A 25,465-nucleotide genomic window follows, 5' to 3' on the forward strand; every position below is an offset into this window, starting at 1 on the left:
AAGACGGATTGTCATGCCCCCTTCCGATGGGTGGTCTACACCGGTCAGAATGGAGCCGCCTGCGGGAGCAGACGCCGGCATCACCGTCCCCGTGTCACCCCCACGAACGACAGGAGACAGCGATGTCCACTATCCGAGCCGTGTCCGCAGCCGGAGCGGGCGGCGTTCTCGTCGCCGCCCTCGTCCTCACCGGCGGACCCGCGCAGGCGGCCGACCCGGGCCCCGCGGCGGGCGCCGGAGCCGCGGCCGCGGGTGCGTACAAGGAGCGCACCGACACCCTGCCCGCCGAGCGGCTGACGGCGGAGCAACGGCGGCTGCTGGCCGAGAAGTCGGCGGCGGCGAAGGGTGCGGCGCAGCGGTCCGCCGCGCGCGGCGACGTCGGGGCGGCGGCGATCGTCTCCTCCGGCGCCATACAGCAGTCCCAGATCAACTCCTACTACTGCGGCCCCGCCACCCTCGTGATCACGCAGTCCGCGCGCGACGAGGTCGGCAACCGGTCCCAGACGCAGGCCGGCAGCGAGCTGCGTACGAACTCCTCCGGCACCGCCTGGTACGGCATCAACGCGAACGTCCCCAACCCGACCGGCTATCCCATCCCCGACGTGCTCAACTACCGCCTGCCGGGCGCGGGGTACGTACCGAAGGCGCTGCCGTACACGCCGACCGCGACGGACAAGGCCAACTTCCGCGACCACATCGTGCACAACACTTCGGGCGACTACGCGATCGCGGGCAACGCCTGGGAGGTCGTCGGCGGCCCGCACCTCGTCGGGCACCCGAACCGGGAGATATTCCACTGGGTGTCGATAGACGGCCACAGTGACGACGGGGCGCGCACCGTGCAGTACCGCGACCCGGTGGGCGGGGTGCCGACGAGCGTCATCTCGTGGGCCGGCAGCGTGCCGCGTACCGCGACCATCTCGTCGGACACCATCACGACGATCATGGGCGGTCGTGGGTACGTCTGGTGAGGCCCGGCCCGGTGCGCTCCGCGCGCGCGGCCTAGCCGCCGCGGCGCTGGGCGCGGTCGTCCTCCTGGCGGGCACGTCGGCGTGCTCGCCGGGAGGCGGCGGCGGCGGGTCTGGCGAGGGATCGCGCGAAGGGTCGCGCGAGGAGTCACGCGAGGGCTCGTCCACGGCGGCGCCGCCGACCGGCGCGCCCGTACGGGACCGGGCCTGCGAGGTGGAACTGCCGGGCGGGTGGTCGGACGCGCTGGCGGACGGGCGGGTGCCGGTGCCGGAGGGGGAGCGCGCCGTGCTCACGGAGGTCGGTCCCGGGGCCGGGTGGTCGGTCCTGCAGTCGTCCGGAGCAGACCGGTCGATCGTGCTGCGGGAGGGGGACGAGGAGCGGCGGGTGATGCGGCTCGCGGACCCCGTCGAGCATCAGGTGGGCAGTGCGGACTTCGACGGGCGGTGGCTTGTTTTCGACGTTGTCGAGGGCCGGCAGTTGGAGAGCCCCTGGACGCTCTACGCCTGGGACGCGACGAGCGGGCGCCGGAAGGCGGTCGCGGAGGCGGAGCGGGCGGCGGACGGGCAGAGCGCGGTGCCGGGGCCGTTCGTGCAGGCTGTGGTGCGGTCGGGGCGGCTGTTCTGGGCGCAGGGGACGGGCGGCGGCCGGTCGGCGGTGTACGCGCGGGATCTGGGCGGCGGCGAGCGGCGGACGGTGTACGAGGGCGTCGTCGACACGCCGTTCGCGGCGGGCGGCCTGCTGGTGTGGCTGCGCCAGTCCGAGTCGCCGTCGGGCGGCCCGGAGACCCGTCTGGCGGCCGTCTCGACGGACACGCTGCGGCGGGCGGACCTCCCGGGCCCGATCGCGGCCCTGCGCAACGTCCGGTACGTGGCGTCGGACGGCCGCACGTGGGCGTGGGCGGGCGGCGAGCCGGAGCGCCCGCGGCTGTACGTATGGCGGGAGGGCTGGCCGAAGCCGCTGCCGCTGGTACGGGGCCGGGGCGGCGGGGCGGTGGCGGAGCCGGAGTTGGGGGGCATCGACCAGGTGCAGGTGAGCGGCGAGGTGGTGACGTGGCGCACGACGGAGGCGGCCTGGGCCCTGGACCTGCGGTCGCGTGCGTACGCGCAGATCACCCCGAGATACGGGTACGCGCTGGCGCGGGACGGGGGGCTGGGGGTGGCGTACCCGGAGGGGGAGGCGAAGGCGGCGGACGCGAGGGACACCATCCAACTCACCGAAACCTCAACGCTGCCCGCGCTACCGGCCTGTGAGTGAGGGGTCTTTCCCCGACCCCGCCCCTTCCCGAAACTCAGGACTCCGTCCCGAGACCCCGCCCGAGCGCCTACGGCGCGGGGCCCCCGGGGCTCCGCCCCGGGACGCCACCCGCGCCTGCGGCGCGAGGCGGCCGGCCCGCAACTCCCCGTACGACGCCGGCCCGTCGGCCGCTCCGCGGCCTCCCGGCGCTCCGCCCCGGCCCCGCCGCCTGCGGCGCGACGCGGGCGGGGCCATGACTCCGCCTGCGGCGTCCGGCTCGTCGTCTGTCCGGGTTGGGCCCGGCGCCGTAGGCGCTCGGGCCGGGGGTCTCGGGGGGCGAAGCCCTCTGAGTTTCGGGAAGGGGCGGGGTCGGGGAACAACCCCTCAGCCGGAGCCGAGGTCGCACTGCGCCCCTCCGACCCCCGACCCCCGGCCGCTCAGATCTCGAACCACACCACCTTGCCCACACTGAGCCGCTCCGCGCCCCAGTGCCGGGCCAGCTTGTTCACCAGGAACATCCCCCGCCCGCCCTCATCCGCAGGACCCGCCCGCCGCATCCGCGGCAACTGCGGGACGTCGTCCACCACTTCGCACCGCAGCCTGTCCGTGTGCACAAGGCGCAGCGTGACCGGCCGCTGCGCGTAGCGCACCGCGTTCGTCACCACCTCGCTCACCAGCAGCTCCACGATGTCCGTCAGCTCCTCCAGGCCCCACCCCGCCAGCGCCCCCCGCGCCAGCGACCTCGCCTCGCGCGGCGCCTGCGCGCGCGGGTCCAGGGACCACTGCGCCGCCGCGCTGGGCGCTATGCCGTCCAGCCGCGCCGCCAGCAGGGCGATGTCGTCGTCCCGGTCGCCGGGACCCAGGACGTCCAGCACCTCGTCGCACAGCGGCTCCAGCGGCGGCGGGTTGCCAGGACCGGTGAGGGCCGCCGTGCGGGTCAGCCGCGCGCAGAGCTGGTCGATGCCCGTGGAGACGTCCATCAGCCGGGACTCGACCAGGCCGTCCGTGTACAGCAGCAGCGTCGAGCCCTGCGGCGCCTGCAGCTCCACCGCCTCGAAGCCCACGCCGCCCACCCCGATCGGCGCTCCCGGCGGCACGTCCAGCACCTCGCTGAAGCCGTCCCGGCGGAGCAGGACCGGCGGCGGGTGGCCCGCGTTGGAGGCGGTGAGGGTGTGGGCGATGGGGTCGTAGACCGCGTACAGGCACGTGGCCATGCGGTCGTCGCCGAGGCGCTGCGCCTGCTCGTCGAGGTGGTGCAGGACCTCCTGCGGCGGCAGGTCGAGCTGCGCCAGCGTCTGCGCCGCGGTACGCAACTGGCCCATGATCGCCGCGGATGTCACCGAGTGGCCCATGACGTCGCCGACGACCAGCGCGACCCGGCTGCCGGGCAGCGGGATCGCGTCGTACCAGTCGCCGCCGACCCGCGCGGTCTCGGCCGCGGGCCGGTAGCGGCTGGCGAGGCGGACGCCGGTGGGCTCCGGCAGGTATTCGGGCAGCATCGTGCGCTGCAGTTGGTCGGCGATGTACGCCTCGCGGTCGTAGATGACCGCTTTGTCGACACCGAGGGCCGTGTGCGTGGCCAGTTGGGCGGCGATCAGCAGGTCGTCCTGCCCGTACGCGGGCCGCGCAGGACCCCGTACGAGCACCGCCACCCCGATCACCCGGCGGCGGCCGCGCAGCGGGGCGACGATCGTGCGCTTGTCGGCCGGCGCGTTGGCGAGCGGGCTTTCGCGGCCCAGCAGTTCGATGAGCGCCGCGCGGGCGGCCAGCGTCTCGCCGAACACCGGGCGGACGCCGCGCAGCACTTCGAGCAGCGCCCCGGCCCGTACGACGTCGACCTGCTCGGCCGCGCCGAGGCCCGGGGTGTCCGGTTCCGCCGCCGCGGGCAGCAGCCGGCTGCCGCCCATGCTGTCGACGTCCTCGACGCCGTCGGTGATCCGGTCCGTACGCCGCAGCCGCAGCCGGAACGGTTCGGTCGGCTGCTCGTCGCCGACCGGCAGCGGGTCGCGGAGGTAGACGAGGATCGCGTCGGCGAAGGACGGGACGACGGAGCGGCACAGGCCGAGCACGATCTCGTCCAGGTCGATACCGCGGGCGATCCTGCGGGTGGCCGCGCCGAGGAACCGCAGCCGCGCGGACGCGGCGTCCTCCTCGGTCCTGCCCATCCCCCGGACCGGGTCGGTGTCCCCGCCCGCGCCCGGCTGGGGGCGCGGCCGGCCGCCGCTGGGGGTGTCGTCGGCGCCCTGGTGCGCCGGTACGCCGCCCGTGGCGGCCCCCGGGGCCGTCGCGGGCGGCGCCGGTTTCGCACGGTGCAGGGCGTCGCGCGGGTCGGGGATGGCCTCCCCCGAGTTCGCGGTGGGTGCGGTCGGCGACACCGCCTCGTCCGTGCCGGAGGCGGCAAGGGTGTTGCCGGACTCCGTCCGCTCGGCGGCTGCCCGCCGCCTGTCGCGCTCCGTCACGTGTCGGTACCGTCCATCCGGCCGTTCCACCCAAGTCTCCACAGGGCGGGTTGAGTTGTGGGTACTGCGTGCTGTGGACGTCGATCCTACGTTTGACCTACCGGGGCGCAGCAAGGGTCTCATGAAGACAAGCGCGCGGGCGTGCGGTCCCAATCAGCCGGAAGAAGCGGAACTGTCCACTTCGGGTCGGGGCGCCAGCGTTCCCAGCCTTCGGAGAACGGCGGCCCCCACGCCCCGATGGCGTCGACCGCCCGCCGTCCCGCGTCGCGTACGGCCACGGCCCGGGCGGCGGACATCAGCCCCGCCCGCTGCGCGGCGGCGAACTCGTCCTCGTCCCGCCACTCCCAGGAGCGGTCGGGGTGGACGACGAGATCCAGATAGTGGTCCTCGGAGTCGACGCCCCCGGCCCAGCGCACCCGGGGCGCTTCGAGGTTGACGTAGAAGGACTTGAAGGTCCAGTCGATTTCCCAGAACAGCCAGACCGACCAGGGCTCGCCCGGCCGGGCCAGCTTGAGCACGCCGGCGCCGAACCAGCGGGTGCGGAACGGGCGGTGCGGCTTGGTGTAGCGGGTGGCCAGCGGCTCGCGGTGTAACTCGGTGCCGTCGGCGAGCACGGGACGTACGCACTCGGTGTCCGGCGCCACCCAGACGGCGAGCGTCTCGGCGTCGTCGCGGACGACGGTGACCGGGCGGCAGACGGCGACGGTACGACCCAGCCGCCCGGCGTCGCCGGCGCTGCCCGTGCCGTCCGCGCCGGCTGTCCCGGCCGCCCCGGGCGCGTGGGCGCGGTAGCGCCAGAGGATGTGGTCCCCGGGCGTCCACCGGCCGCCTGAGACGTTCTTGTCGCTGTCAAGCGTCGCGTCTGGCCCGTGCATCAGACGATGGTAACCAGCGGCGCGTCACGGCCGGGTCATCCTCAGCACGTCCAGCGCACTGTCCAACTGCTCCTCCGTGAGCAGCCCGCGCTCGACGTACCCGTCCTCCAGGACCACCTCGCGGATCGTCTTGCGCTCGGCCAGCGACTTCTTCGCCACCTTGGCCGCCTCCTCGTAGCCGATGTACCGGTTGAGCGGCGTGACGACGGACGGCGACGACTCCGCGTACTCCCGGGCGCGCCCGGCGTGCGCCGTGATGCCGTCGACCGTGCGATCGGCGAGCAGGCGTGCGGCGTTGGCGAGCAGCCGGACGGACTCCAGCACGTTGCGGGCGAGGACGGGCAGCATCACGTTCAGCTCGAAGTTGCCCGAGGCGCCGGCGGTGGTGACCGTCACGTCGTTCCCGACGACCTGGGCGCAGACCATCAGGACGGCCTCGGGGACCACCGGGTTCACCTTGCCCGGCATGATCGACGAGCCGGGCTGGAGGTCGGGCAGGGCGATCTCGGCGAGGCCCGTGCGCGGGCCGGAGCCCATCCAGCGCAGATCGTTGCAGATCTTGGTCAGCCCGACCGCGATCGTGCGCAACTGGCCCGAGGTCTCCACCAGGCCGTCGCGGGCGCCCTGGGCCTCGAAGTGGTCGCGCGCCTCGGTCAGCGGCAGCCCGGTGGCCCGCGCCACCTCGGCGATGACGGCGGCGGCGAAGCCGGGCGGGGTGTTGATGCCCGTACCGACCGCGGTGCCGCCGAGGGGCAGCTCGGCCAGCCGCGGCAGCGAGGCGTGCAGCCGCTCGACGCCGAAGGCGACCTGGGCCGCGTACCCCGCGAACTCCTGGCCGAGGGTGACGGGCGTGGCGTCCATCAGGTGCGTCCGCCCCGACTTCACCACCTCCGCGAACTCCTCCGCCTTGCCCGCGAGCGCCGCCTGCAGATGCGTCAGCGCGGGGATCAGGTCCTGCACGACCGCGCCGGTCGCGGCGATGTGGATGGAGGAGGGGAACGTGTCGTTCGACGACTGGCTGGCGTTGACGTGGTCGTTGGGGTGGACCACCGGCCCGCCGGCGCCCAGCTTCTCCTGCGCGAGGGTCGCCAGCACCTCGTTCATGTTCATGTTCGACGACGTGCCGGAGCCGGTCTGGAAGACGTCGACCGGGAACTGATCGTCCCAGCGGCCGGCCGCGACCTCCTCCGCCGCCGCCTGCACGGCCGCGGCGATATCCGCGTCGAGCACGCCCAGCTCGGCGTTGACCTTCGCCGCCGCGGCCTTGATCCGGGCCAGCGCGGCGATGTGGGCCGCCTCCAGGCGCAGCCCGGAGACCGGGAAGTTCTCCACGGCGCGCTGCGTCTGGGCGCGCCACTTGGCGGCGGCGGGGGCGCGGACCTCGCCCATCGAGTCGTGCTCGATGCGGAAGCCGTCGGATGCGGGGCGTTCTGTGGGGGACCGGTCAGCGGGCTGGCTCATGCTGCCGAGGATACGACCGCCCACCGACACCCCGCGCCGCCGTCCGTGCCGGTGCGCCGAACGGTGGATTCGGCGGGGACGGCCGCGGACTTGCCGCGGCGGCTGCCGGGGGCGCGGACGGGTGCGCGGTGGAATCGACGGACCGGAGGAAATCGGAAGAGACCAGAAGAGACCAGAAGAGACCGGAAGAGTTCGGTAGAGATCGGTAGACAACCGCCAGGTTCGGCCCGAGGAGTGACGTGACGACCAGCCTTCGCACCCGCCGTTTCCGCAGCGGAGCACGCGCCGCCGCGCTCGCCTGCGCCCTGCTCGCCGCCGCCGCGCAGCCGGCGGGCGCCGCCCCGTACGACGACGAGGGGGACGACAAGGGGAAGGACGTGCGGGGGGTGACGGGACCGGCGATGAAGATCGCCATCGACAACGCGCGCAAGACCTCGGGCCCGGGTCAGGAGGCCACGTACACGATCCGCGTCTCCAGCCTCCAGGACGGGCCGATCGAGGGCCTCGTGGTCCGGCAGACGCTGCCGGACGGCATGGACCTGGTCGAGCCGGGCCCGGGCGGCAAGGTGCGGGGTGGCCGCGAGGTGACCTGGACGGCGGACCTGAAGGGGCACAAGTACGCGGAGTTCACCACGCGCACGCGGATCGCGGACGGCGCGCCGACGGCGGGCGAGCTGGCGGCGACGGCGTGCGCGTACGAGAAGGGCGCGGAGGCCGCGGTGGTGTGCGCGCCGGACATCGACAAGCTGACCGACGCGCCGGCGGCGACCCGCGACGACGGCCGCGACGACGGCCGCGGCGGCGACCGCGACGCCGAGCCGCGGGCCGCCGCCGAGTCCGACAGCGCCGTGGCGTACGGGCTGGGCGCGGGCGCGCTGCTGCTGGGCGGCGGGGGCCTGGTGTTCGCGCTACGGCGCCGGGCGGCGGCCGCGCGGCGCGACTGACGGCGCCGGCGTACCGCCCGGCTCGTACGCCCGTGAGGGGCGCCCGGCGCGCCCCGGCCGCCCCTCCCCGCCTGTACGCGCCCTGCTACTGCTGCGCCGCGCCCCGCACCGGGATGCTCGTCACGAACGGCTTGACCGGGCCCGGGTCGGTGAAGAAGTCGTTCCCCTTGTCGTCCACCACGATGAACGCCGGGAAGTCCTCGACCTCGATCTTCCAGACCGCTTCCATGCCCAGCTCCTCGTACTCCAGGACCTCGACCTTCTTGATGCAGTCCTGCGCCAGCCGCGCCGCGGGACCGCCGATCGAGCCCAGGTAGAAGCCCCCGTGCGCCGCGCAGGCGTCGGTGACCTGCTTGGAGCGGTTGCCCTTGGCCAGCATCACCATCGACCCGCCCGCCGCCTGGAACTGCTCGACGTACGCGTCCATCCGCCCCGCCGTCGTCGGCCCGAAGGACCCGGAGGCGTAGCCCTCGGGCGTCTTGGCCGGTCCTGCGTAGTACACGGGGTGGTCCTTCAGGTACTGCGGCATCTCCTCGCCCGCGTCCAGCCGCTCCTTGATCTTCGCGTGCGCGATGTCGCGCGCCACGACGAGCGGGCCGGTCAGCGACAGGCGCGTCTTGACCGGGTACTTCGTCAGCTCCGCCCGCACCTCGGCCATCGGCCGGGCGAGGTCGATCCGCACCGCCTCGTCCATGGCTCCCGCGGACCCCGCGGTCAGCTCCGCGGCGGTGGTGTCCGGCAGGAAGCGCGCGGGGTCGTGCTCCAACTGCTCCAGGAAGACGCCTTCCGCCGTGATCTTCGCCAGCGCCTGCCGGTCGGCGGAGCAGGAGACCGCGATGGCCACCGGGCAGGACGCGCCGTGCCGCGGCAGCCGGACGACGCGCACGTCGTGGCAGAAGTACTTGCCGCCGAACTGCGCGCCGATGCCGAGCGTCTGGGTCAGCTCGAAGACCCTGGCCTCCAGCTCGGTGTCGCGGAAGCCGTGGCCCGCGGGGGAGCCCTCGGTGGGCAGCGAGTCGAGATAGTGCGCGGAGGCGTACTTCGCGGTCTTCAGCGCGTACTCTGCGGAGGTGCCGCCGACGACGATCGCGAGGTGGTACGGCGGGCAGGCGGCCGTGCCCAGCGAGCGGATCTTCTCCTCCAGGAAGCGCATCATCGACGCCTCGTTGAGCACCGCCTTCGTCTCCTGGTAGAGGAACGACTTGTTGGCGCTGCCGCCGCCCTTGGCCATGAAGAGGAACTTGTACGCGTCCCCGTCGGTGGCGTAAAGCTCCACCTGCGCCGGCAGGTTGTTGCCGGTGTTCTTCTCGTCCCACATGGTCAGCGGCGCCATCTGGGAGTAGCGCAGGTTGAGCTTGGTGTACGCGTCGTACACCCCGCGCGACAGCGCCTCCTCGTCCCGGCCCGCGGTCAGCACCTGCTGCCCGCGCTTGCCCATGACGATCGCCGTGCCCGTGTCCTGGCACATGGGGAGCACGCCCGCCGCCGAGATGTTGGCGTTCTTCAGCAGGTCGAGCGCGACGAACTTGTCGTTGGCCGACGCCTCCGGGTCGTCGCAGATGGCGCGCAGTTGGGCGAGGTGGGCGGGGCGCAGGTAGTGCGAGATGTCGTGCATCGCCTCCGCGGCGAGCAGCCGCAGCGCCTCCGGGTCGACTTCCAGGAACGTACGCCCGCCGGCCTCGGCCGTGCGTACGCCCTCCTTCGTCAGCAGGCGGTACGTCGTGGTGTCCGCGCCCAGCGGGAGGAGGTCCGTGTACTGGAACGCGGGGCTGGCGGGGCGGGCGGTGGCTGTCATCGCGTTCCTTGTCGTCGGCGGGCGGCGGCTGTGCGTCCCCCAGGTTAGGACGGCCGCGAGGGCGCGGCGTGGCGAGGTGCCCCTCCGCCCGCCGCCGGGCCCCTAGTCACGATGTATCGCGTTTGGTTACGCTGGGCCCGTGGACGAGACCCCGCGCGACAACGCCCCCGTGCCCGCCGCCCAGCCGTCGCTGTCGAAGAAGCCGGTCGCGGAGGGAGAGCTGCGCGCCTCCGACGCGGACCGCGACCGGGTGGCCGACATCCTCCGCGAGGCGCTCGCCGAGGGGCGGCTGGACCCGGAGGAGCACGCCGAGCGGATCGACGGCGTCTACACCGCCAAGACCGTGGGCGAGTTGGAGCCGCTCGTCCGCGACCTGCCGGTCGGCCGGCGCGCGCCGGGGCCCGCGGCGCCGCCGCCCCCGTCTCCGTACCCGCAGCCCCAGCCGCAGACCCTCGTCGCGATCTTCAGCGGCTCCACGCGCAAGGGGCGCTGGAGCGTGGGGCGCAGGACGTCGGCGTTCGCGCTCTTCGGGGGCGTCGACATCGACCTGACCGAGGCCGTCTTCCATCAGCAGGAGATCATCATCAACGCGACCGCCATCTTCGGCGGCGTCGACATCAAGGTCCCGGCCAACGTGTCGCTGCGCGGCTCCGGCACGGCCATCTTCGGCGGCTTCGACGTGCACGCGCAGGAGGCGGACGACCCCCGTGCGCCGGTGGTGGTCGTCACCGGTTTCGCCCTCTTCGGCGGGGTGGACGCAAAGGGCAAAAAGGGCAAGTTCCTGAAGAATCTGACGGACCGGATGCGCAAGCACGGCCTCGGTCACTGACCCCGTTCCACCGCGTTCCCGGCGCCCCCAACTGCCCCCGCGGACACGCAGGGAGCACCGCCATCCCGGGTGGCCACTCGGCGCATAAGCGCGCGCACAGCGGGTAGAGCACGTGCATCGTCTCCTCCGTACGGCTGCAGGTGCGAACGGTCGTACGCCCTACGAGACAGCTTTGTCCCTGATCCGCCATCGCCGTCGTCAGGAGTGGACCGTGCTGCAGTCCCACCAGCAGTCCCTGCAGGAAGCCCGGGTGCCGATCCAGCGCTCCGGACAGCGGGAAGAGGGGGATCCCTGGCACACGGAGGCGGTGTGCCGGCGGGACGAGGCCGCGCTGTTCTTTGCTCCGTCGAAGGAGCCGACCGCCGACCGGCTCTCGCGTGAGGCCGCCGCGAAGCGGGTCTGCGCGCGCTGTCCCGTGATGGTCGAGTGCCGGGAGCACGCGCTGCTGCTGCCCGAGCCGTACGGCGTGTGGGGCGGCCTCACGGCGGCGGAGCGGCGGGTCGTGCAGGCGCGGCGCAGGCGGCGGGAGACGACGGAGAAGCTGACCGCCCCGCGAGGGATAGCGCAGGCGGGCTGAAGGCGGCCCCCGGGTCTGGACAAACGGTTCTGCCGGGGGCGTCGGCCGTACGCGCCCGCCGCCCGCCCGCGCTCGTGGCCGCGCCCGCTACTGGGCCCGGTCGAAGTCGACCGAGCTGTACGCGCGCAGCTTCGACAGCCGGTGCTCCGACTCGATCTGCCGGATCGTGCCGCTCTTCGACCGCATCACCAGCGACTGCGTGAACGCCCGGTCCGCGCGGTAGCGCACGCCGCGCAGCAGCTCCCCGTCCGTGATCCCGGTGGCCACGAAGAACACGTTCTCGCCGCTGACCAGGTCGTCGATCAGCAGCGTACGGTCCAGGTCGTGCCCGGCGTCGAGCGCCCGCTGCCGCTCCGCGTCGTCCCGCGGCCACAGCCGGCCCTGGAACGTGCCGCCGAGGCACTTCATCGCGCAGGCCGCGATGACGGCCTCCGGGGTGCCGCCGACGCCCAGCAGCAGGTCGACGCCGGTGCCGTCGCGGGCGGTCATGATGGCGCCGGCGACGTCGCCGTCGGAGATGAACTTGATCCGCGCCCCGGCGTCGCGGACCTCCTGTACCAGCCCGTCGTGGCGCGGCCGGTCCAGCACGCAGACGGTGACGTCCCCCGTGTTGCCGCCCTTGGCCTTGGCGACGCGGCGGATGTTGACGGCGACGGGGGCGTTGATGTCGACGTACTCGGCGGCCTCGGGGCCGGTGGCGAGCTTGTCCATGTAGAAGACCGCGGACGGGTCGAACATGCAGCCCCGTTCGGCGACGGCCAGCACGGAGACGGCGTTGCCCATGCCCTTGGCGGTGAGCGTGGTGCCGTCGACCGGGTCGACGGCCACGTCGCACTCGGGTCCGGTGCCGTCGCCGACGCGCTCGCCGTTGAAGAGCATCGGGGCGTGGTCCTTCTCGCCCTCGCCGATCACGACGACGCCGTTCATCGAGACGGTGCTGACCAGGGTGCGCATGGCGCGTACGGCCGCGCCGTCGGCGCCGTTCTTGTCGCCGCGGCCGACCCAGCGGCCGGAGGCCATCGCGCCGGCCTCGGTGACCCGGACGAGTTCCAGGGCGAGGTTGCGGTCGGGGGCCTCGGGGGCCACCTCCAGTTGCTCGGGGAGGTGGTGGGGCGTCTCATGGGACTGCGACATCCGTGAGGACCTTTCGGCTCGGTCGACGGCCGGAGGGGCGCGAGGGGGTCCTCTGAGCCTATCCGTTTATCGCCATTATGAGCACACCGCCCCTCGGATGAGCAGTTCGGCTCCGCCGCTGTCGGACGCCCGCCCGCACCCCGGGGAAGGGGGCGCTCCGCAGATGAGGGACGATGGAGGGGTGGCAGACAGGAACAGCATGCGGACGGTGCGCAATCTGGTGGGCGCGCTGACGGTCACCTGCGGGGTGTCGTTGGTCGTCTACTGGGGCGTCCTCCCGCGCGAGGGCGACGGCAACGAGATAGAGGCCGTCTCCTACAGCCAGGAGCTGGGCCAGGCCCGCCGCGCCGCGCCGTTCCCGGTCGCCGCGCCGGTGGGGCTGCCGGACGACTGGCGGGCCAACTCCGTGACGTACCGCGGGACCGGCGACCACGGCACGACGTGGCACCTGGGCTTCGTCACTCCCGACGACGAGTACGTGGCGGTGGAGCAGGGGAGCGAGAAGCCCGACCGCTTCATCCGCAGGGTTACCCAGGACGCGCGGCCGACGGGCGAGACCCGGCAGGTGGCGGGCGCGGAGTGGGCGCAGTACCAGGGCAGGACGTACGACGCGCTGGTGCACAAGGGCGACGGAGTGACGACCGTGGTCACGGGCACGGGGAGCCTGCAGCAGATGGAGCGGATGGCGGCGGCGCTGAAGGAGAAGTGAGCGGGCTCCTGGCCCGCGGAGTGCTCTGACGGGGTCCGTACGACGTGCGTACGGAGGAGCCGTAGGCGGCCCGCTCGAACCCGCGCGGCCGCATCTGACCGCAGCCGCCGGCCGGGGGGCCTCAGTCCGCACGGTCGGCGGCCGACTCCTCCCCGTCCTCTTCTTCGTCCCCTTCGTCCCCCTCGTCCCCTTCGTCCTCCGACTCCGTCAGCGCCGCGTCGAGCCGCTCGCGGGCACCGTCCAGCCACTGCCGGCAGATCCGCGCCAGCTCCTCCCCGCGCTCCCACAGCGCCAGGGACTCCTCCAGGGTCGAACCGCCGGACTCCAGCCGGCGCACGACCTCCATCAGCTCGTCCCGCGCCTGCTCGTAGCCGAGAGTCCCCCGGTCCTTCGTCTCTGCCATGGCCCCCACCTTAGGACCCGCCTACGACACCGGGCCGACGGTGACACCGAACTCCCCGTCGGCGACCCGGGCGCGCAACTCCTCGCCCGCGCTCACCTCGTCCGCCGCGCGCACCGCCGCGCCGTCCTGCCGCTGCAGCACCGCATAACCGCGCTTCAGCGTGGAGGCGGGGGAGAGGGCGACGACCCGGGCGCGGGTGTGCTCCAGCTCGGAGTCGGCGCGGTCCAGCAGATGCGCCAGCGTGCGCCGGCCGCGCGCGAGCACCGCGTCCACGACCTCCGCGCGCTCCTCCACGATCGCGTACGGCTCCGCCATCGCCGGCCGGCTCAGCCACGCCGCCAGCCCGCGCTCCTCGCGGTCCAGCACCCCCGTCAGCACGCGCAGCGCGCGCAGCCGGAGCTGCTCTATCCGCACGCGCTCCTCGCCGACGTCCGGCACGGCGTCCTTGGCGGCGTGCGTGGGCGTACGGGAGCGGAGATCCGCCACGAAGTCCAGCAGGGGGTTGTCCGGCTCGTGGCCGATGGCCGAGACCACCGGCGTACGGCACGCGGCCACGGCCCGTACGAGCTGCTCGTCCGAGAACGGGAGCAGGTCCTCCACGCTGCCGCCGCCCCGCGCGACGATGATGACGTCCACCTCCGGCAGGCCGTCCAACTCCTGCACGGCCTTGACGATCTGCGGCACCGCGTGCACCCCCTGCACCGCCACCGGCCGCACCTCGAACCGCACCGCAGGCCACCGGTGCCGCGCCGTCTCCAGCACGTCCCGCTCCGCCGCCGACGCCCGCCCCGTCACCAGCCCGATGCGGCGCGGCAGGAACGGCAGCGGCTTCTTGCGCTCCGGCGCGAACAGCCCCTCGGCGGCCAGCGCCTTCTTCAACCGCTCAAGCCGCACGAGCAGTTCGCCGACACCCACCGGGCGGATCTCGGCGGCGCGCAGCGAGAGCTGGCCGCTCGGCGCGTACCAGACCGGCTTGGCGAAGACGACGACCCGCGCGCCTTCCTGTATGACATCCGCCACTTTGTCGAACACGTCGCGGAAGCACGTCACCGTCAGGGAGACCTCCTGCGCCGGGTCGCGCAGCGTCATGAAGACCACACCCGCGCCCGGCCGCCGCGACAACTGGGTGATCTGCCCCTCCACCCACAGCGCGCCGAGCCGGTCGATCCAGCCGCCGATCTTCCGCGAGACGACCCCGACGGGCATGGGCGTCTCGGCCGTGTTCACCGCCATGGGCCCGAGCCTAACGGCGGGGTACGACACCCGGGCCGCTCCGGCGGACAGGGTCGCAGGTCGTGCACCCTCGAATCGGGGAGGCGGTGTTCCGTACGATGGCGGTATGACTGCTTCGAGCACGCCGCAGCCCGCCCGTCGCGTCCTTCTCGCCGCTCCCCGGGGCTACTGCGCCGGTGTGGACCGGGCGGTGATCGCGGTCGAGCAGGCCCTTGAACATTACGGCGCACCGGTGTACGTACGGCACGAGATCGTGCACAACAAGTACGTCGTCAAGACGCTGGAGCGCAAGGGCGCGATCTTCGTCGAGGAGACGGCCGAGGTGCCGCCGGGCAACATCGTGATCTTCTCCGCGCACGGCGTCGCCCCCACCGTCCACGACGAGGCGAAGGAGGGCCGGCTCGCCACGATCGACGCGACCTGCCCGCTGGTCACCAAGGTGCACAAGGAGGCCGTCCGGTTCGCCAAGGACGACTTCGACATCCTGCTCATCGGCCACGAGGGCCACGAGGAGGTCATCGGCACGTCGGGCGAGGCGCCGGAGCACATCCAGCTCGTCGACGGTCCCGAGGGCGCCGACCAGATCGAGGTGCGCGACCCCGACAAGGTCGTCTGGCTGTCGCAGACCACGCTGTCGGTGGACGAGACGATGGAGACGGTCGACCGGCTCAAGGGCCGCTTCCCGAACCTGCTGGACCCGCCGAGCGACGACATCTGCTACGCCACGCAGAACCGGCAGGTCGCGGTGAAGCAGGTGGGCGCGGAGTCGGATCTCGTGATCGTCGTCGGCTCGCAGAACTCGTCGAACTCGCTGCGGCTCGTCGAGGTCGCCGTCGACGCCGGCGCCGACGCTTCGTATCTGGTCGACGGGGCCGAGGAGATCGACGAGGCGTGGCTCGACGGCGTGACGACGGTGGGCGTGACGTCGGGGGCGTCGGTGCCGGAGGTCCTGGTCGACGGCGTGCTGGAGTGGCTCGCGGAGCGGGGCTACGTGGACGTGGACCTCGTACAGCCGGTGGACGAGCGGATCACCTTCTCCCTGCCGAAGGAGCTCCGCCGCGACCTGCGCGCCGAGGCGGCTGCGCTGGGCGGCGGCGCGGCGGACTGACCGCCGCCGGCTGGTCCGGGGCCCGCCGCCGCGGCTTCGCCCGCCGGCGCGCCCCGGAGGACGGCCGGCCCTGAGGCTCCCCGCCGGGGCCGCGCCGTACGGCGAGCATGGCGAAGTGCCGCAGCAGCGCGACGGCGGCGGCGAGCAGCGTGCCCCCGTAGAGCCACGGCGCCTCCAGGGCCAGGGTCGTACCGGCGGCCATCACGTGCGCGGCGATCCCGCCCGAGCCCTCGCCGACGGCCAGCGTCCCGGCGGCGAAGGCGATCGGCATGGCGATCGGCGCGGCGATGACGTCGGAGGGCCGGATCCACAGCGCGCAGCACACGGACAGCACCAGGAACACCACCCCGAAGAACACCGGCGCGGTCCCCATCACCACCTGCACGAACGCCCCCGTGCCCAGCATCACCGCCGCCGCCAGCAGCCCCCCGCCGGCCGCCGTCAGCCGCGGCCCCGCGGGCCGCAGCAGCGTCCGCAGCACGGGCGGCACGGGCCGCCGCGCCGCGGCCCGGTACACCACGGCGCTCTCCTCCGGCCCGGGAGCCGGGGCGGGATCGGGCTCGCGGGCCGGTCGCGGGACGTGAGCTTGCCGTCGCTCTCCGTCAGGACCCGTATTCGTACGGTGATGCTGCATCGCTCCACGTTAGGCCCCGCGGCAGGTGAAACCCCGGGAGGGGCACAGAATGCGCTCATTCGGAGTGCCGGAGTCCCACAGGACGCACACACGGGGCCCGCGGGACCACCCGTAGAATCACACCGGGCCCTGCCGCGCCCCCGTCCCCGTACCTCGTAGGAAGTCGTTCACGTGTCGCTCACGATCGGAATCGTCGGCCTGCCGAACGTCGGCAAGTCGACCCTCTTCAACGCCCTGACCAAGAACGAGGTGCTGGCGGCCAACTACCCGTTCGCCACCATCGAGCCCAACGTCGGCGTCGTCGGCGTCCCCGACCCCCGCCTCACCACCCTGGCGGGCATCTTCGACTCCCAGCGCATCCTCCCGGCGACGGTCGACTTCGTCGACATCGCCGGCATCGTGCGCGGCGCGAGCGAGGGCGAGGGCCTGGGCAACAAGTTCCTGGCGAACATCCGCGAGTCCGACGCGATCTGCCAGGTCATCCGCGCCTTCCGGGACGAGAACGTGGTCCACGTCGACGGCAAGGTCTCGCCGAAGAACGACATCGAGACCATCAACACCGAGCTGATCCTCGCCGACCTCCAGACCATCGAGAAGGTCCTCCCGCGGCTCCAGAAGGAATCCCGCATCAAGAAGGACCTGGTCCCCAAGCTCACCGCCATCGAGGAGGCCAAGTCCATCCTCGACACGGGCCAGACCCTCTTCGCCGCGGGCATCGCCCAGGGCACGGAGCGCGCCGAACTCCTCCACGACCTGCACCTGCTGACGGCGAAGCCGTTCCTCTACGTCTTCAACGTCGACGAGGACGAACTGGCCGACGACGCCTTCAAGGACGAACAGCGCGCCCTGGTCGCCCCGGCCGAGGCCATCTTCCTCAACGCCAAACTCGAATCCGAACTCGCCGAACTGGACGAGTCCGACGCCCTGGAACTCCTCCAGTCCGTAGGCCAGGAAGAACCGGGCCTGGTCACCCTGGCCCGCGTCGGCTTCGCCACCCTGGGCCTCCAGACCTACCTGACCGCAGGCCCGAAGGAGGCCCGCGCCTGGACCATCAAGAAGGGCGCCACGGCCCCGGAGGCGGCGGGCGTGATCCACACGGACTTCCAGAAGGGCTTCATCAAGGCGGAGGTCATCTCCTTCGACGACCTGGTCACCACAGGCTCGGTCCCGGAAGCCCGCGCGGCGGGCAAGGCCCGCATGGAGGGCAAGGACTACGTGATGCGCGACGGCGACGTGGTGGAATTCCGCTTCAATGTATGAATGATTCCGTCCCTGGCCGCACGCGATGAATTCGCAGGTCAGGGGGTGTTTTGTGGGTTGTGCGGATGGGGTGTCGTCGCGGTCCCGCGGAATGTTTGAGTAGCTGGGTGATAGCTGCGGGTTTCACGTGTTCGCAGGTCGGGGGCGTGGGAGGGCTACCGGGAGCGGTGTGTGACGGTGCGGTCACCGTCACGGTGGCTGGATTGTGGCTGGATGAACTGACGTGCCGTCATGTCCATCGTGTTGAGTGCGCGCACGGGAGGGCGGCCGTCGGCCTTGCGTTGCGTTGCCTGGTGCGCCGGTCAGTCGGTGGAGGGTCTGTCGGGGCCGTGGAAAAAACGTACAGTCCCCGCGCCGGATCCCACGCGGCCGACGAGGACGAGATCCCCACCCTCTACGAGGTGGACCTCATCGCCAAGCAGATCTCACCCCAGTACCGGCTCACGACCTACCTCCAGTCCGGTGCCGGGCTGCGGATCAGCGAGACCCTCGCGTTCTCCGCCGACTGCCACCGCGACGGCTTCCTCCGCATCCGCCGCCAGGTCAGCGCCAAGGCCCACCGCGGGGACTGCGTCACCCGCTTCATCCCGCTCAAGCACCGCGCCGAGAACGAGTACCGCGACATCCCCACCCTCGCCTTCCTCGCCGACGAGATCGACACCCACCTACGGCAATGGCGCACCAGGACCGCGGACGGCGTCGAGACCCTCTTCGCCCCGCGCGAGCGCGGCAAGCGCACCATGCCCACCGCCGTCACCTACGGCTACCACTTCCGGAAAGCACTCACCGAAGCGGCCATCGTCAAGCCGGACGGCAGCCCGAAGTACACCCCCCACGGCCTGCGGCACTTCTTCGCCTCCACTGCCCTGGCCCACGGCATCCCGATCCACGAAGTGTCCCGCTGGCTCGGCCACAAATCGATCAAAACCACCGTCGACGTCTACGGCCACCTCGTCCCCGCCTCCTGGGACCGCTGCCGAATGGTCATGCACAACGCCCTGCGACCAGACACCCCCTCGGCCGAACGCAGGGGCGCAGAGCGGGGCCCGGCTGGCCCCAGGGATCCAGTGTGAGGGGCCATGGACCCGCAGTATCCAGCACAATCCTCCGGCCTTCTTTGAGTAGGGTCGGGGACTGGCGCGGTGGCTTCCGCTCCGTTTCCAGCCCCCGACCCTACTCAGCCGTACAACTCCAGTGAAGCGGTGCCGCACCCTCTGGGCCCTATCGAGTCCCGTCGAGTCCCGCGAGGTGGTTGGTGATTGCTCGGCCCAGTTCGGTGGCGGTGACCACCTCTTCGCCGTCGCGCGCGCTCACGCCCAAGCGCTCCGCCAGGTCCGTCAGATGCAGGTCGACCGAGGACTCCACGAGGACGGCGAGCAGGCTCGCGGCGTCGCGGGCTCGGACGACGGCCGTGGCCAGGACGGCGGCCGCGATCGGTGCGGCCGGCCACCACAGCAGGGCGAGCGCCGCGTACAGCAGCGCCCAGCCGGCCAGGCGCGCGGCGGCGTCGTACGCCTGGCGGGCGGCGACGAGGTCGGCGCGCAGCGTCTCGGGCAGCAGGGCCCACAGCCGCGGCCAGGTCGGCTCCAGGTCGAGCGCGTAGCGGCGCCGTACGCGGACCGCGACCCCGTGGAAGACGTCACCGATCCGGGTCGGACGCACGGGCTCCGGCACCTTCCTCCGCCGGGCCGCGTACCCGGCGTGGGAGAGCAGCAGCCGCGCTCCCCGGCCGTGGTGCAGGCCGGCCCGGGCGATGGAACGCCGGGCCCGCTCGATGCGGCGCAGTCGGCGGGCCCGGCGTCGACGCAGCACCCAGGACAGGACCGGCCCGGTGCCGGCGGCGCCCCACAGCCGCTGGAACACGCCGCCCAGCGCCCCGGCCGCGAGGCCCGCGGCTCCCGCCGCCAGCAGTACGGCCGCGGCGACCAGCAGCGTGGCGGAGGTACTCTGCCCGGCCCGGTCCCGGGCGATCTCGTCGAGCCACGCGGTCAACCGGCCGGCGTCGAAGGGATGCGTGTGCCCGAGCCGTACGGCGATGACCAGTGCCGCGATCCACAGCAGGCCGGCTAGGACGACCGTCTGCAGCCAGCGTTCCGCGATCCGCGTGCCGATCCCGGTGAGCAGCGTGGACATCAGCGCGGCGGGAAGGCGCGCAGGGGCTCGTCGCCCGCCGCGCACACGGGCGCGTCGGCGGCCTCCTCGGGGAACACCACCCGGCCGCAGTGGCCCCACGGGCAGATCCAGGCGTCCACGGTATCCGCCCCGTTCTCCGTCGCATCGTCCGGCGTGAGCGCGAACCCGGGAGGGAGCCGGCCCGCGACCGGCCCGATGTCGGCGGGACCGCGTACGTCGAGTGCCGCCAGACCATGACGGGCACAGGCGTCCTCGATGGCGTCCAGGAGTTCGCCCAGCCGTTCCTCGGACGCGGCCGTGGCGTCGGGAGTGGCCGACAGGAGGTCCAGGAGTTCGTCAAGCTGGGGCCCCGCGCCCGCGGCGTCTATTTCCGGCGCCATGTCCCGATGCCGGGTGAGCTGGTCGCACAACACGCTCAGCCGGTCCCGTACGCCTTTCACCGCCGATCACCTCCTGCTGTACCGACCGACCGTCAACTACTATGTGTCAGCGCGTGATTGCCAATGTACCGCTCCGAAATCGAGGTGTACGCGGACCGGGAGGAACGTGATGTCGCCGCACCGGGACGAACTGCTCGCGGATCTCAGGCGCCTGGTGGGATGTGCCCGCGCGACGGGGGACACCGGCCCGCTGCACGGGGCTGGCGCCGAGCGGGCCGCCGCGGCTCTGGCACCGGTAGTCGGCCCCGCCTCCGACCCGGACACGGCCGCCGTACTGGGGTGGTTCCACTGGCTGCGCTTCCGGCCGGGTACGGCGAACGGCGAGGAGGACCTGGTGCAGGCGGCGCGCTTTCTGGCACCGGTGCACGCCGCCGACCCGCGTGCGGTCCCGGCGGAGCTGGCCGCCGTGTACACGGACGGCGGAGGGCCGGAGGCAGACGCCGAGGAGGCCCTCGAATGCGGGCTCCTGCTGCTCCTCGCGTACGAACGGGACGCCTTGGCCCCCTTGTTGGGCCGTGCCGTCGGGCTGCTGCGCGCCGCTGCGGCCGGCTCGTCGCTGCACGCCCTGGACAGGGCGATGGCCCTGAACAATCTGGGGCATGCTCTGCGCATCACGTACGAGACGACGGGGGAGGCCGCGGCACTGGACGAGGCCGTCGCGGCGGCGCGGCAGGCGGCGCGGGCCACGTCGCACCCCGAGCATCCGATGTTCCTGAGCAACCTCGGACTCGCGCTGTTCCGGCTGTTCGGCCGCGACGGCGATCCGACGGCGCTGGACGAAGGGATCACCGTTTGCCGCCGGGCCGTCGTCGCGACCCGGCCCGGCCATCCGCATCTGGTGCGGTACCGGACGCACCTCGGTCTGCTGCGGGCCCGGTGGGCCCAGGTGCACGACGACGCGGCCGCGGGCGCCGAAGCGGTCGCACTGCTCCGGCTGGCCGTGTCCGGGACGCCTCCCCGGGACCCGGCCCGCGCGGCCCGTCTCCTGCTGCTCGCCGCTGCCCTGGACGCGCAGTTCAGGCGCACCGGCGACGGGGCGTACCTCAGCGAGGCCGTCGCCGTCGGGCGGCAGGCTGTCGCCATGACACCCGGTGGTCACCCGCAGCGCGCCGAGGCCGTCGGCGGTCTCGCCGAGGTGCTCACCGAACTGGGTCGGCGGACGGGCGATCCGGCCCTGCTGCGCGAGGCGGTCGGTGCCGCGCGGACCGCCGTCTCCGCCGCCGGCGGGCCGCAGCGCGCCACGTGTCTGCACCGACTCGGCAGGAGCCTGCAGATGTTGGCCGAGACCGTCCCCGAGGAGGGCGGCGCGGCGGCGGCCGAGGCGGTCTCCGTCGCCCGTGAGGCGGTGGCCGCCGACCCCCACGAGGCGGAGTTCCTCGACCGGCTGAGCCAGGCCCTGCTGGCCCGGTTCGAGCACACCGGCGACGTGGACTCGCTGACCGGGGCGGCCGACGCCGGCCGGTCCGCCGTCGCGGCCACGCCCCGGGGCGTTCCGGAGCACGCCGGCCGCGCGAGCAACCTGGTGTTCACGCTGTTCCGCCTGCACGACGTCGTCGCGGACGACGACGTCCTGTGGGAGGCCGTCGGCATCGGCCGCGAGGCCGTCGCCGCGCTTCCCGAAGGCCACCGGTACCGGTCTTCGGCCCTGTCCCACCTGGGCGCTGTCCTGATCCGGGCGTACGAGCACACCGCCCGGGTGGCGCTCGCCGAGGAAGCCGTCGCCTGCCACCGGAGGGCCGTCGCCGAGAGCCCCGACGCCGCCACCCGGTCGAAGTGGCTGATGAACCTGGGGATGGCGCTGGCCTCACTGGCGCGCGGCGAAGGCACCCGGGAACCCGCCGAGGAGGCAGCCGCGGTCCTGCGGAAGGCCCTCGGCGGCATGTCCGACGACAGCCCGCACCGGACCACGGCGCTGAACAACCTCGTGCACGCCCTCTGCGGCGTGGCCCCGTTCGCCGAGGACCCCCTCGTGGTGATGCGGGACGCCGCCCGCACCGCACGCGCCGCGGTCGCCGCCACGCCCGCCCGGCATCCGTACCGCGCCCTGCACCTGAACAGCCTCGGTCTGGTCCTGCTACGCCTGGCCTGGTACACGAGCGACTCGGCACCGGTGCGGGACGCGGTCACGGCCTGCCGGGACGCCTGTGAGGCCGCTCCCCGGCACCATCCCCACCGGGCGATGTTCCTGGGCAACCTCTGCTCCGCGCTGGAGATGTCTTTCGCGCGCACCGGGCGGGAGGAGGACATCGCGGAGGCGGTCGAGGTCTGCCGCGAGGGGCTGGCCACGCTGCCCGCGGACCACCCGTACCGTGCCCGGCTGCGTCACGGGCTTGCCGACGCTCTCCTGACCCGGGCCGTCCGGGGCGACGACGAATCCGCCCTGGAGGACGCGCTCGGGGTCAGCCGGGAGTGCGTCGCCCGAGCCGAGGACGAAGGCGGTGCCGAAGCCGGTGACGCGGGCGCCGTGTCCGTCGAGGCCCGGAGCCTGCTGGTCAGAGCGCTCGTGCTCACCGCGCTGCGGAACGAGGACGCCGTCCTGCTCCACGAGGCGCTCACGCACACCCACGAGGTGGTCGCCCGCACCGGCCCCGAAGCCCTGGGACACTCCGGCGCCCTCTACCAGCACGCCCTCGTGCTCTTTCTGCTGTACGACCGTACTGGCGAGCACGCTCTGCTCGAAGAGGTGCTGTCCGCCGCTCGCACGGTGGCCGGGGACGAGTCCGCCGAGCCCGAGACGCGCATCCACGGCCACCGCCTGCTCGCCGCGCTGGCCGACGCCACCGAGGCACTGTCCTCGGCGGAGTCGATCGTGGCCCTGCTGCCGCAGCTCGGCGGGGGCTCCCTGGACCTCGGCGACCGAGGGCAGGTGCTCGGCAATCTGGGCGCGCTGGCACCCGCGCTGGCCGGGGCCGCGATGTCCGCCGGGCGCCCCGGACAGGCCGTGGAACTGCTGGAGCAGTCACGCGGCGTGCTGACCGCCGAGTCTGTCGCCGCCGTCGGCACGGATCTGGACCGGCTGTATTCGGCGGCCCCTGATCTCGCCGCCGCCTTCGTGGACCTGAGGAACCGGTGCCAGGCCCTCGACCTGCCGGTCCCGGCCCTCCAGGATTCGCCGGTGACGCCCGAAACCCGTGCCGCCGTCCGGCTGGAGACCCGGACGGCGTGGCACGCGCTGCTCCGCCGGATCCGTACGCTGGACGGCTTCGCGGACTTCCTCATGCCGCCGCGAGCCGCCGTCCTCACCACAACTGCCGCCGAGGGCCCGGTCGTCTACGTCTACGCCATGCCGAAGCGGTGCGACGCGCTCGTGCTGACCGGTGACCCCGACGATCCGGTGTCGGTCGTCCCCCTCCACGACCTGCAGGAGTCCGACGTCGTCCGGCAGGCCAGGGCCCTCGGAGCCGCCCTCGACAGCTCGGTCGACCCCACGAAGGGCCCCATGGCGCGCAGGGCCGCGCAGAGCCAGGTGCTGGACGTGCTCGCCTGGCTCTGGGACACCGTGGCCGAACCGGTGCTCACCGCACTGGGGCACACCGCGCCACCGGCCCCCGGCGAACCCTGGCCACGGTTGTGGTGGTGCCCCGTCGGCAACCTGGCTCACCTGCCGCTGCACGCCGCCGGACACCACGGTGACCTGGCCGACGACTCCCCGTACCGGCGGGCGCCACGGACCGGGCTGGACCGGGTCGTGTCCTCCTACACCACCACCGTCCGCGGCCTGGCCCGCGCCCGCGCAGACCGTCCCCGCGCACGGTCCGGCCTCCGCACCGCGATCGTCGCCGTCCCCGACGCGCCCGGCACCGGAGCCCTCCCCGGTGCCGCCGCGGAGGCCGCGCTGCTCGCCGGGCTGGTCCCCGGCGCCACGGTCCTCCCCGACCCGACGCGTGCCTCAGTGCTCGCCGCCCTGGCCGGCCATCCGGTCGTCCACATCGCCTGCCACCACCGGCCCGCCCGGATCGACCCCTGGCAGGGGCAGTTGCTGCTCCGCGACCACCAGCGGGACCCGCTGACGGTCTCCGACATCGCCGCCCTGCGTCTGAACGGCGGTCTCGCCTATCTGTCCGCCTGCTCCACCACGGTCACCAGGCTCCCCGACGAGGCACTGCACCTCACGGGCGCGTTCCAGCTCTCCGGATACCCGCACGTCGTCGGCACGCTGTGGCCCGTCGGCGACCGGCCCGCTCAGCAACTGGCCGCCGACTTCTACGGACGCCTCACCGAGGACGGCCGGACCGCGCCCGACCTCACGCACGCGCCCACCGCCCTGCACCACGCGGTACGCGCACTTCGAGCCAACTACCCGCGAACACCCACGACATGGGCCGCCCACACCCACACCGGTGTGTAATAAAGATTCTGCGACGAAGTCACACGGACCGTAGGCCTCGTGTCTACTTGTGGTGACATTGGCAGGAAACTGCAAGGGAACCACAACGGATGTGGAACGGGGGCGAGTCCGCGTGGCGGAACCGCGGGGTGTGCTACTGCCAGCGTATGTGCTGGCCGACGAGTCGGGGTCGATGGCGCCGTACCGGGAAGACCTGGCCGGCGGGCTGGTCTCGCTGTGCGAGGGACTGAGGGCGGAGCCCATGGTGTCCGCGAAACTGCGGCTGACCGTACTGGGCTTCTCCGACGACGTACAAGTGCGACTGCCGATGGCCGACATGCGCTCGGCGACCAGCCTGCCGGAGGTCGTCATCCGGAGCCTGACCGACTACCGGGCGGCCTTCGACGACCTGGTGAACCGCATTCCGCACGACGTGCGGCGGCTGCGCGCGGAGGGCTACAAGGTCCACCGCCCCGTGGTGTTCTTCCTCAGCGACGGGCAGCCCACCGACGGCGGCGCCTGGCGCCTGCCGCACGGCACGCTCGTCGACAAGGAGCGGACACCCACCGCCCCGAACATCGTGGCGTGCGGCATCGGCGACGCACAGGCGTCCACCATGGTCGAGGTGGCGACGCGCAAGGAGTTCGCGTTCGTCGCCAAGCCCGGTACGGACATCGGCCGGGCCGTCGCCGAGTTCTTCCACGCGCTCACCGCCAGCCTGGTCGCCTCGGGGCAGTCCCTGAACGCGGGCAACCCACAGCTGGTGGTGAACCGCCCGGACCAGTTCAGCATGGCGATCGACGAGGTCGGCTGATGACGGGGCCCGCGGGCCCCGGCGCCCGTGGTGCCGGCAGAGGCGGCCGCAGCCACGGCACCGGCATACCCGCCCGGCCCACGACCCCGCCCGTCGTCCCGCCGCCTCCCGCCCCGCCCTCGGCCCCG

21 protein-coding genes are annotated in these 25,465 nt (G+C 73.2%); 11 read left to right on the top strand and 10 right to left on the bottom strand.

What is annotated here, in order from left to right:
* Positions 1–140 precede the first annotated feature (140 nt).
* Both OG946_RS24040 and OG946_RS24045 read left to right on the top strand, forming a co-directional pair.
* On the top strand, positions 141–971 hold the full coding sequence (locus tag OG946_RS24040; RefSeq protein ID WP_326798079.1) for a hypothetical protein: 831 nt from the start codon (positions 141–143) through the stop codon (positions 969–971).
* Positions 955–2,223, top strand: a complete 1,269-nt coding sequence (locus OG946_RS24045) for a hypothetical protein (protein WP_326798080.1) — start codon at positions 955–957, stop codon at positions 2,221–2,223. Before OG946_RS24040 ends, OG946_RS24045 begins: the two co-directional genes overlap by 17 nt.
* Positions 2,224–2,639: 416 nt before the next feature.
* Here OG946_RS24045 and OG946_RS24050 read toward each other — a convergent pair whose 3' ends face one another.
* The 3 genes from OG946_RS24050 to OG946_RS24060 form a co-directional block, all read right to left on the bottom strand.
* Positions 2,640–4,661, bottom strand: coding sequence for an ATP-binding SpoIIE family protein phosphatase (locus OG946_RS24050; protein WP_326798081.1), 2,022 nt, complete (start codon positions 4,659–4,661; stop codon positions 2,640–2,642).
* Positions 4,662–4,780: 119 nt separating this feature from the next.
* Complete coding sequence (gene fomD, locus OG946_RS24055; protein WP_326798082.1) at positions 4,781–5,536, bottom strand: cytidylyl-2-hydroxypropylphosphonate hydrolase; 756 nt, start codon at positions 5,534–5,536, stop codon at positions 4,781–4,783.
* A gap of 24 nt (positions 5,537–5,560) precedes the next feature.
* Complete coding sequence (locus OG946_RS24060) at positions 5,561–6,997, bottom strand: class II fumarate hydratase (protein WP_326798083.1); 1,437 nt, start codon at positions 6,995–6,997, stop codon at positions 5,561–5,563.
* Between the two features lie 239 nt (positions 6,998–7,236).
* Between OG946_RS24060 and OG946_RS24065 the strand changes: the two genes are divergently transcribed.
* Positions 7,237–7,941 (top strand): hypothetical protein, encoded by a 705-nt coding sequence (locus OG946_RS24065; protein WP_326798084.1) that lies wholly within the window; start codon positions 7,237–7,239, stop codon positions 7,939–7,941.
* 85 nt (positions 7,942–8,026) lie between these two features.
* Here OG946_RS24065 and OG946_RS24070 read toward each other — a convergent pair whose 3' ends face one another.
* Positions 8,027–9,736: a fumarate hydratase gene (locus OG946_RS24070; protein ID WP_326798085.1), complete on the bottom strand. Its 1,710-nt coding sequence runs from the start codon at positions 9,734–9,736 to the stop codon at positions 8,027–8,029.
* Between the two features lie 139 nt (positions 9,737–9,875).
* Between OG946_RS24070 and OG946_RS24075 the strand changes: the two genes are divergently transcribed.
* Positions 9,876–10,565 (top strand): DUF1707 SHOCT-like domain-containing protein, encoded by a 690-nt coding sequence (locus OG946_RS24075; protein ID WP_326798086.1) that lies wholly within the window; start codon positions 9,876–9,878, stop codon positions 10,563–10,565.
* A gap of 211 nt (positions 10,566–10,776) precedes the next feature.
* The gene (locus tag OG946_RS24080) at positions 10,777–11,142 is read left to right on the top strand and encodes a WhiB family transcriptional regulator (RefSeq protein ID WP_326798087.1); all 366 of its coding nucleotides are present in this window, start codon (positions 10,777–10,779) and stop codon (positions 11,140–11,142) included.
* A gap of 87 nt (positions 11,143–11,229) precedes the next feature.
* Here the strand turns inward: OG946_RS24080 and glpX are convergent, their stop codons facing one another.
* Positions 11,230–12,276, bottom strand: coding sequence for a class II fructose-bisphosphatase (glpX, locus tag OG946_RS24085; RefSeq protein ID WP_326798088.1), 1,047 nt, complete (start codon positions 12,274–12,276; stop codon positions 11,230–11,232).
* Positions 12,277–12,457: 181 nt separating this feature from the next.
* Between glpX and OG946_RS24090 the strand changes: the two genes are divergently transcribed.
* Positions 12,458–12,985 (top strand): DUF4245 domain-containing protein, encoded by a 528-nt coding sequence (locus OG946_RS24090; RefSeq protein WP_326798089.1) that lies wholly within the window; start codon positions 12,458–12,460, stop codon positions 12,983–12,985.
* Between the two features lie 121 nt (positions 12,986–13,106).
* On the opposite strand, the gene OG946_RS24095 is transcribed toward OG946_RS24090, so the two are convergent.
* Positions 13,107–13,388, bottom strand: a complete 282-nt coding sequence (locus tag OG946_RS24095; RefSeq protein WP_326798090.1) for an exodeoxyribonuclease VII small subunit — start codon at positions 13,386–13,388, stop codon at positions 13,107–13,109.
* Between the two features lie 21 nt (positions 13,389–13,409).
* Positions 13,410–14,621 (bottom strand): exodeoxyribonuclease VII large subunit, encoded by a 1,212-nt coding sequence (gene xseA, locus OG946_RS24100; RefSeq protein WP_326798091.1) that lies wholly within the window; start codon positions 14,619–14,621, stop codon positions 13,410–13,412.
* Positions 14,622–14,727: 106 nt separating this feature from the next.
* On the opposite strand from xseA, the gene OG946_RS24105 reads away from it, so the two are divergent.
* Positions 14,728–15,729 carry a 4-hydroxy-3-methylbut-2-enyl diphosphate reductase gene (locus OG946_RS24105; protein ID WP_326798092.1) on the top strand — a complete coding sequence of 334 codons (1,002 nt, stop codon included), beginning with the start codon at positions 14,728–14,730 and terminating at the stop codon, positions 15,727–15,729.
* Here OG946_RS24105 and OG946_RS24110 read toward each other — a convergent pair.
* A complete protein-coding gene (locus OG946_RS24110) occupies positions 15,650–16,249 on the bottom strand; it encodes a DUF6542 domain-containing protein (protein ID WP_326798093.1) in 600 nt (199 codons plus the stop codon). The genes OG946_RS24105 and OG946_RS24110 overlap by 80 nt on opposite strands.
* Before the next feature lie 285 nt (positions 16,250–16,534).
* Between OG946_RS24110 and ychF the strand changes: the two genes are divergently transcribed.
* The gene (gene ychF / locus OG946_RS24115) at positions 16,535–17,623 is read left to right on the top strand and encodes a redox-regulated ATPase YchF (RefSeq protein WP_326798094.1); all 1,089 of its coding nucleotides are present in this window, start codon (positions 16,535–16,537) and stop codon (positions 17,621–17,623) included.
* A gap of 329 nt (positions 17,624–17,952) precedes the next feature.
* Complete coding sequence (locus OG946_RS24120) at positions 17,953–18,696, top strand: site-specific integrase (RefSeq protein ID WP_326798095.1); 744 nt, start codon at positions 17,953–17,955, stop codon at positions 18,694–18,696.
* 148 nt (positions 18,697–18,844) lie between these two features.
* On the opposite strand, the gene OG946_RS24125 is transcribed toward OG946_RS24120, so the two are convergent.
* Both OG946_RS24125 and OG946_RS24130 read right to left on the bottom strand, forming a co-directional pair.
* Complete coding sequence (locus OG946_RS24125) at positions 18,845–19,756, bottom strand: hypothetical protein (RefSeq protein ID WP_326798096.1); 912 nt, start codon at positions 19,754–19,756, stop codon at positions 18,845–18,847.
* The gene (locus OG946_RS24130) at positions 19,756–20,196 is read right to left on the bottom strand and encodes a hypothetical protein (RefSeq protein WP_326798097.1); all 441 of its coding nucleotides are present in this window, start codon (positions 20,194–20,196) and stop codon (positions 19,756–19,758) included. The genes OG946_RS24125 and OG946_RS24130 overlap by 1 nt, the downstream gene beginning before the upstream one ends.
* A gap of 109 nt (positions 20,197–20,305) precedes the next feature.
* Between OG946_RS24130 and OG946_RS24135 the strand changes: the two genes are divergently transcribed.
* Positions 20,306–24,544 (top strand): CHAT domain-containing protein, encoded by a 4,239-nt coding sequence (locus OG946_RS24135; RefSeq protein WP_326798098.1) that lies wholly within the window; start codon positions 20,306–20,308, stop codon positions 24,542–24,544.
* A gap of 130 nt (positions 24,545–24,674) precedes the next feature.
* The gene (locus tag OG946_RS24140) at positions 24,675–25,337 is read left to right on the top strand and encodes a vWA domain-containing protein (RefSeq protein WP_326798099.1); all 663 of its coding nucleotides are present in this window, start codon (positions 24,675–24,677) and stop codon (positions 25,335–25,337) included.
* Positions 25,338–25,465: the final 128 nt, after the last annotated feature.

Origin of the sequence: Streptomyces sp. NBC_01808 (assembly GCF_035917395.1) — a bacterium.
Classification (GTDB): Bacteria; Actinomycetota; Actinomycetes; order Streptomycetales; family Streptomycetaceae; genus Streptomyces.

Excerpts from the sequence above, each read along its gene's own strand:
- fomD (WP_326798082.1), bottom strand. The coding sequence starts at position 5,536 with ATGCACGGGCCAGACGCGACGCTTGACAGCGACAAGAACGTCTCAGGC.
- OG946_RS24060 (WP_326798083.1), bottom strand. The coding sequence starts at position 6,997 with ATGAGCCAGCCCGCTGACCGGTCCCCCACAGAACGCCCCGCATCCGAC.
- OG946_RS24070 (WP_326798085.1), bottom strand. The coding sequence starts at position 9,736 with ATGACAGCCACCGCCCGCCCCGCCAGCCCCGCGTTCCAGTACACGGAC.
- glpX (WP_326798088.1), bottom strand. The coding sequence starts at position 12,276 with ATGTCGCAGTCCCATGAGACGCCCCACCACCTCCCCGAGCAACTGGAG.
- OG946_RS24095 (WP_326798090.1), bottom strand. The coding sequence starts at position 13,388 with ATGGCAGAGACGAAGGACCGGGGGACTCTCGGCTACGAGCAGGCGCGG.
- xseA (WP_326798091.1), bottom strand. The coding sequence starts at position 14,621 with ATGGCGGTGAACACGGCCGAGACGCCCATGCCCGTCGGGGTCGTCTCG.
- OG946_RS24105 (WP_326798092.1), top strand. The coding sequence starts at position 14,728 with ATGACTGCTTCGAGCACGCCGCAGCCCGCCCGTCGCGTCCTTCTCGCC.
- OG946_RS24125 (WP_326798096.1), bottom strand. The coding sequence starts at position 19,756 with ATGTCCACGCTGCTCACCGGGATCGGCACGCGGATCGCGGAACGCTGG.
- OG946_RS24135 (WP_326798098.1), top strand. The coding sequence starts at position 20,306 with ATGTCGCCGCACCGGGACGAACTGCTCGCGGATCTCAGGCGCCTGGTG.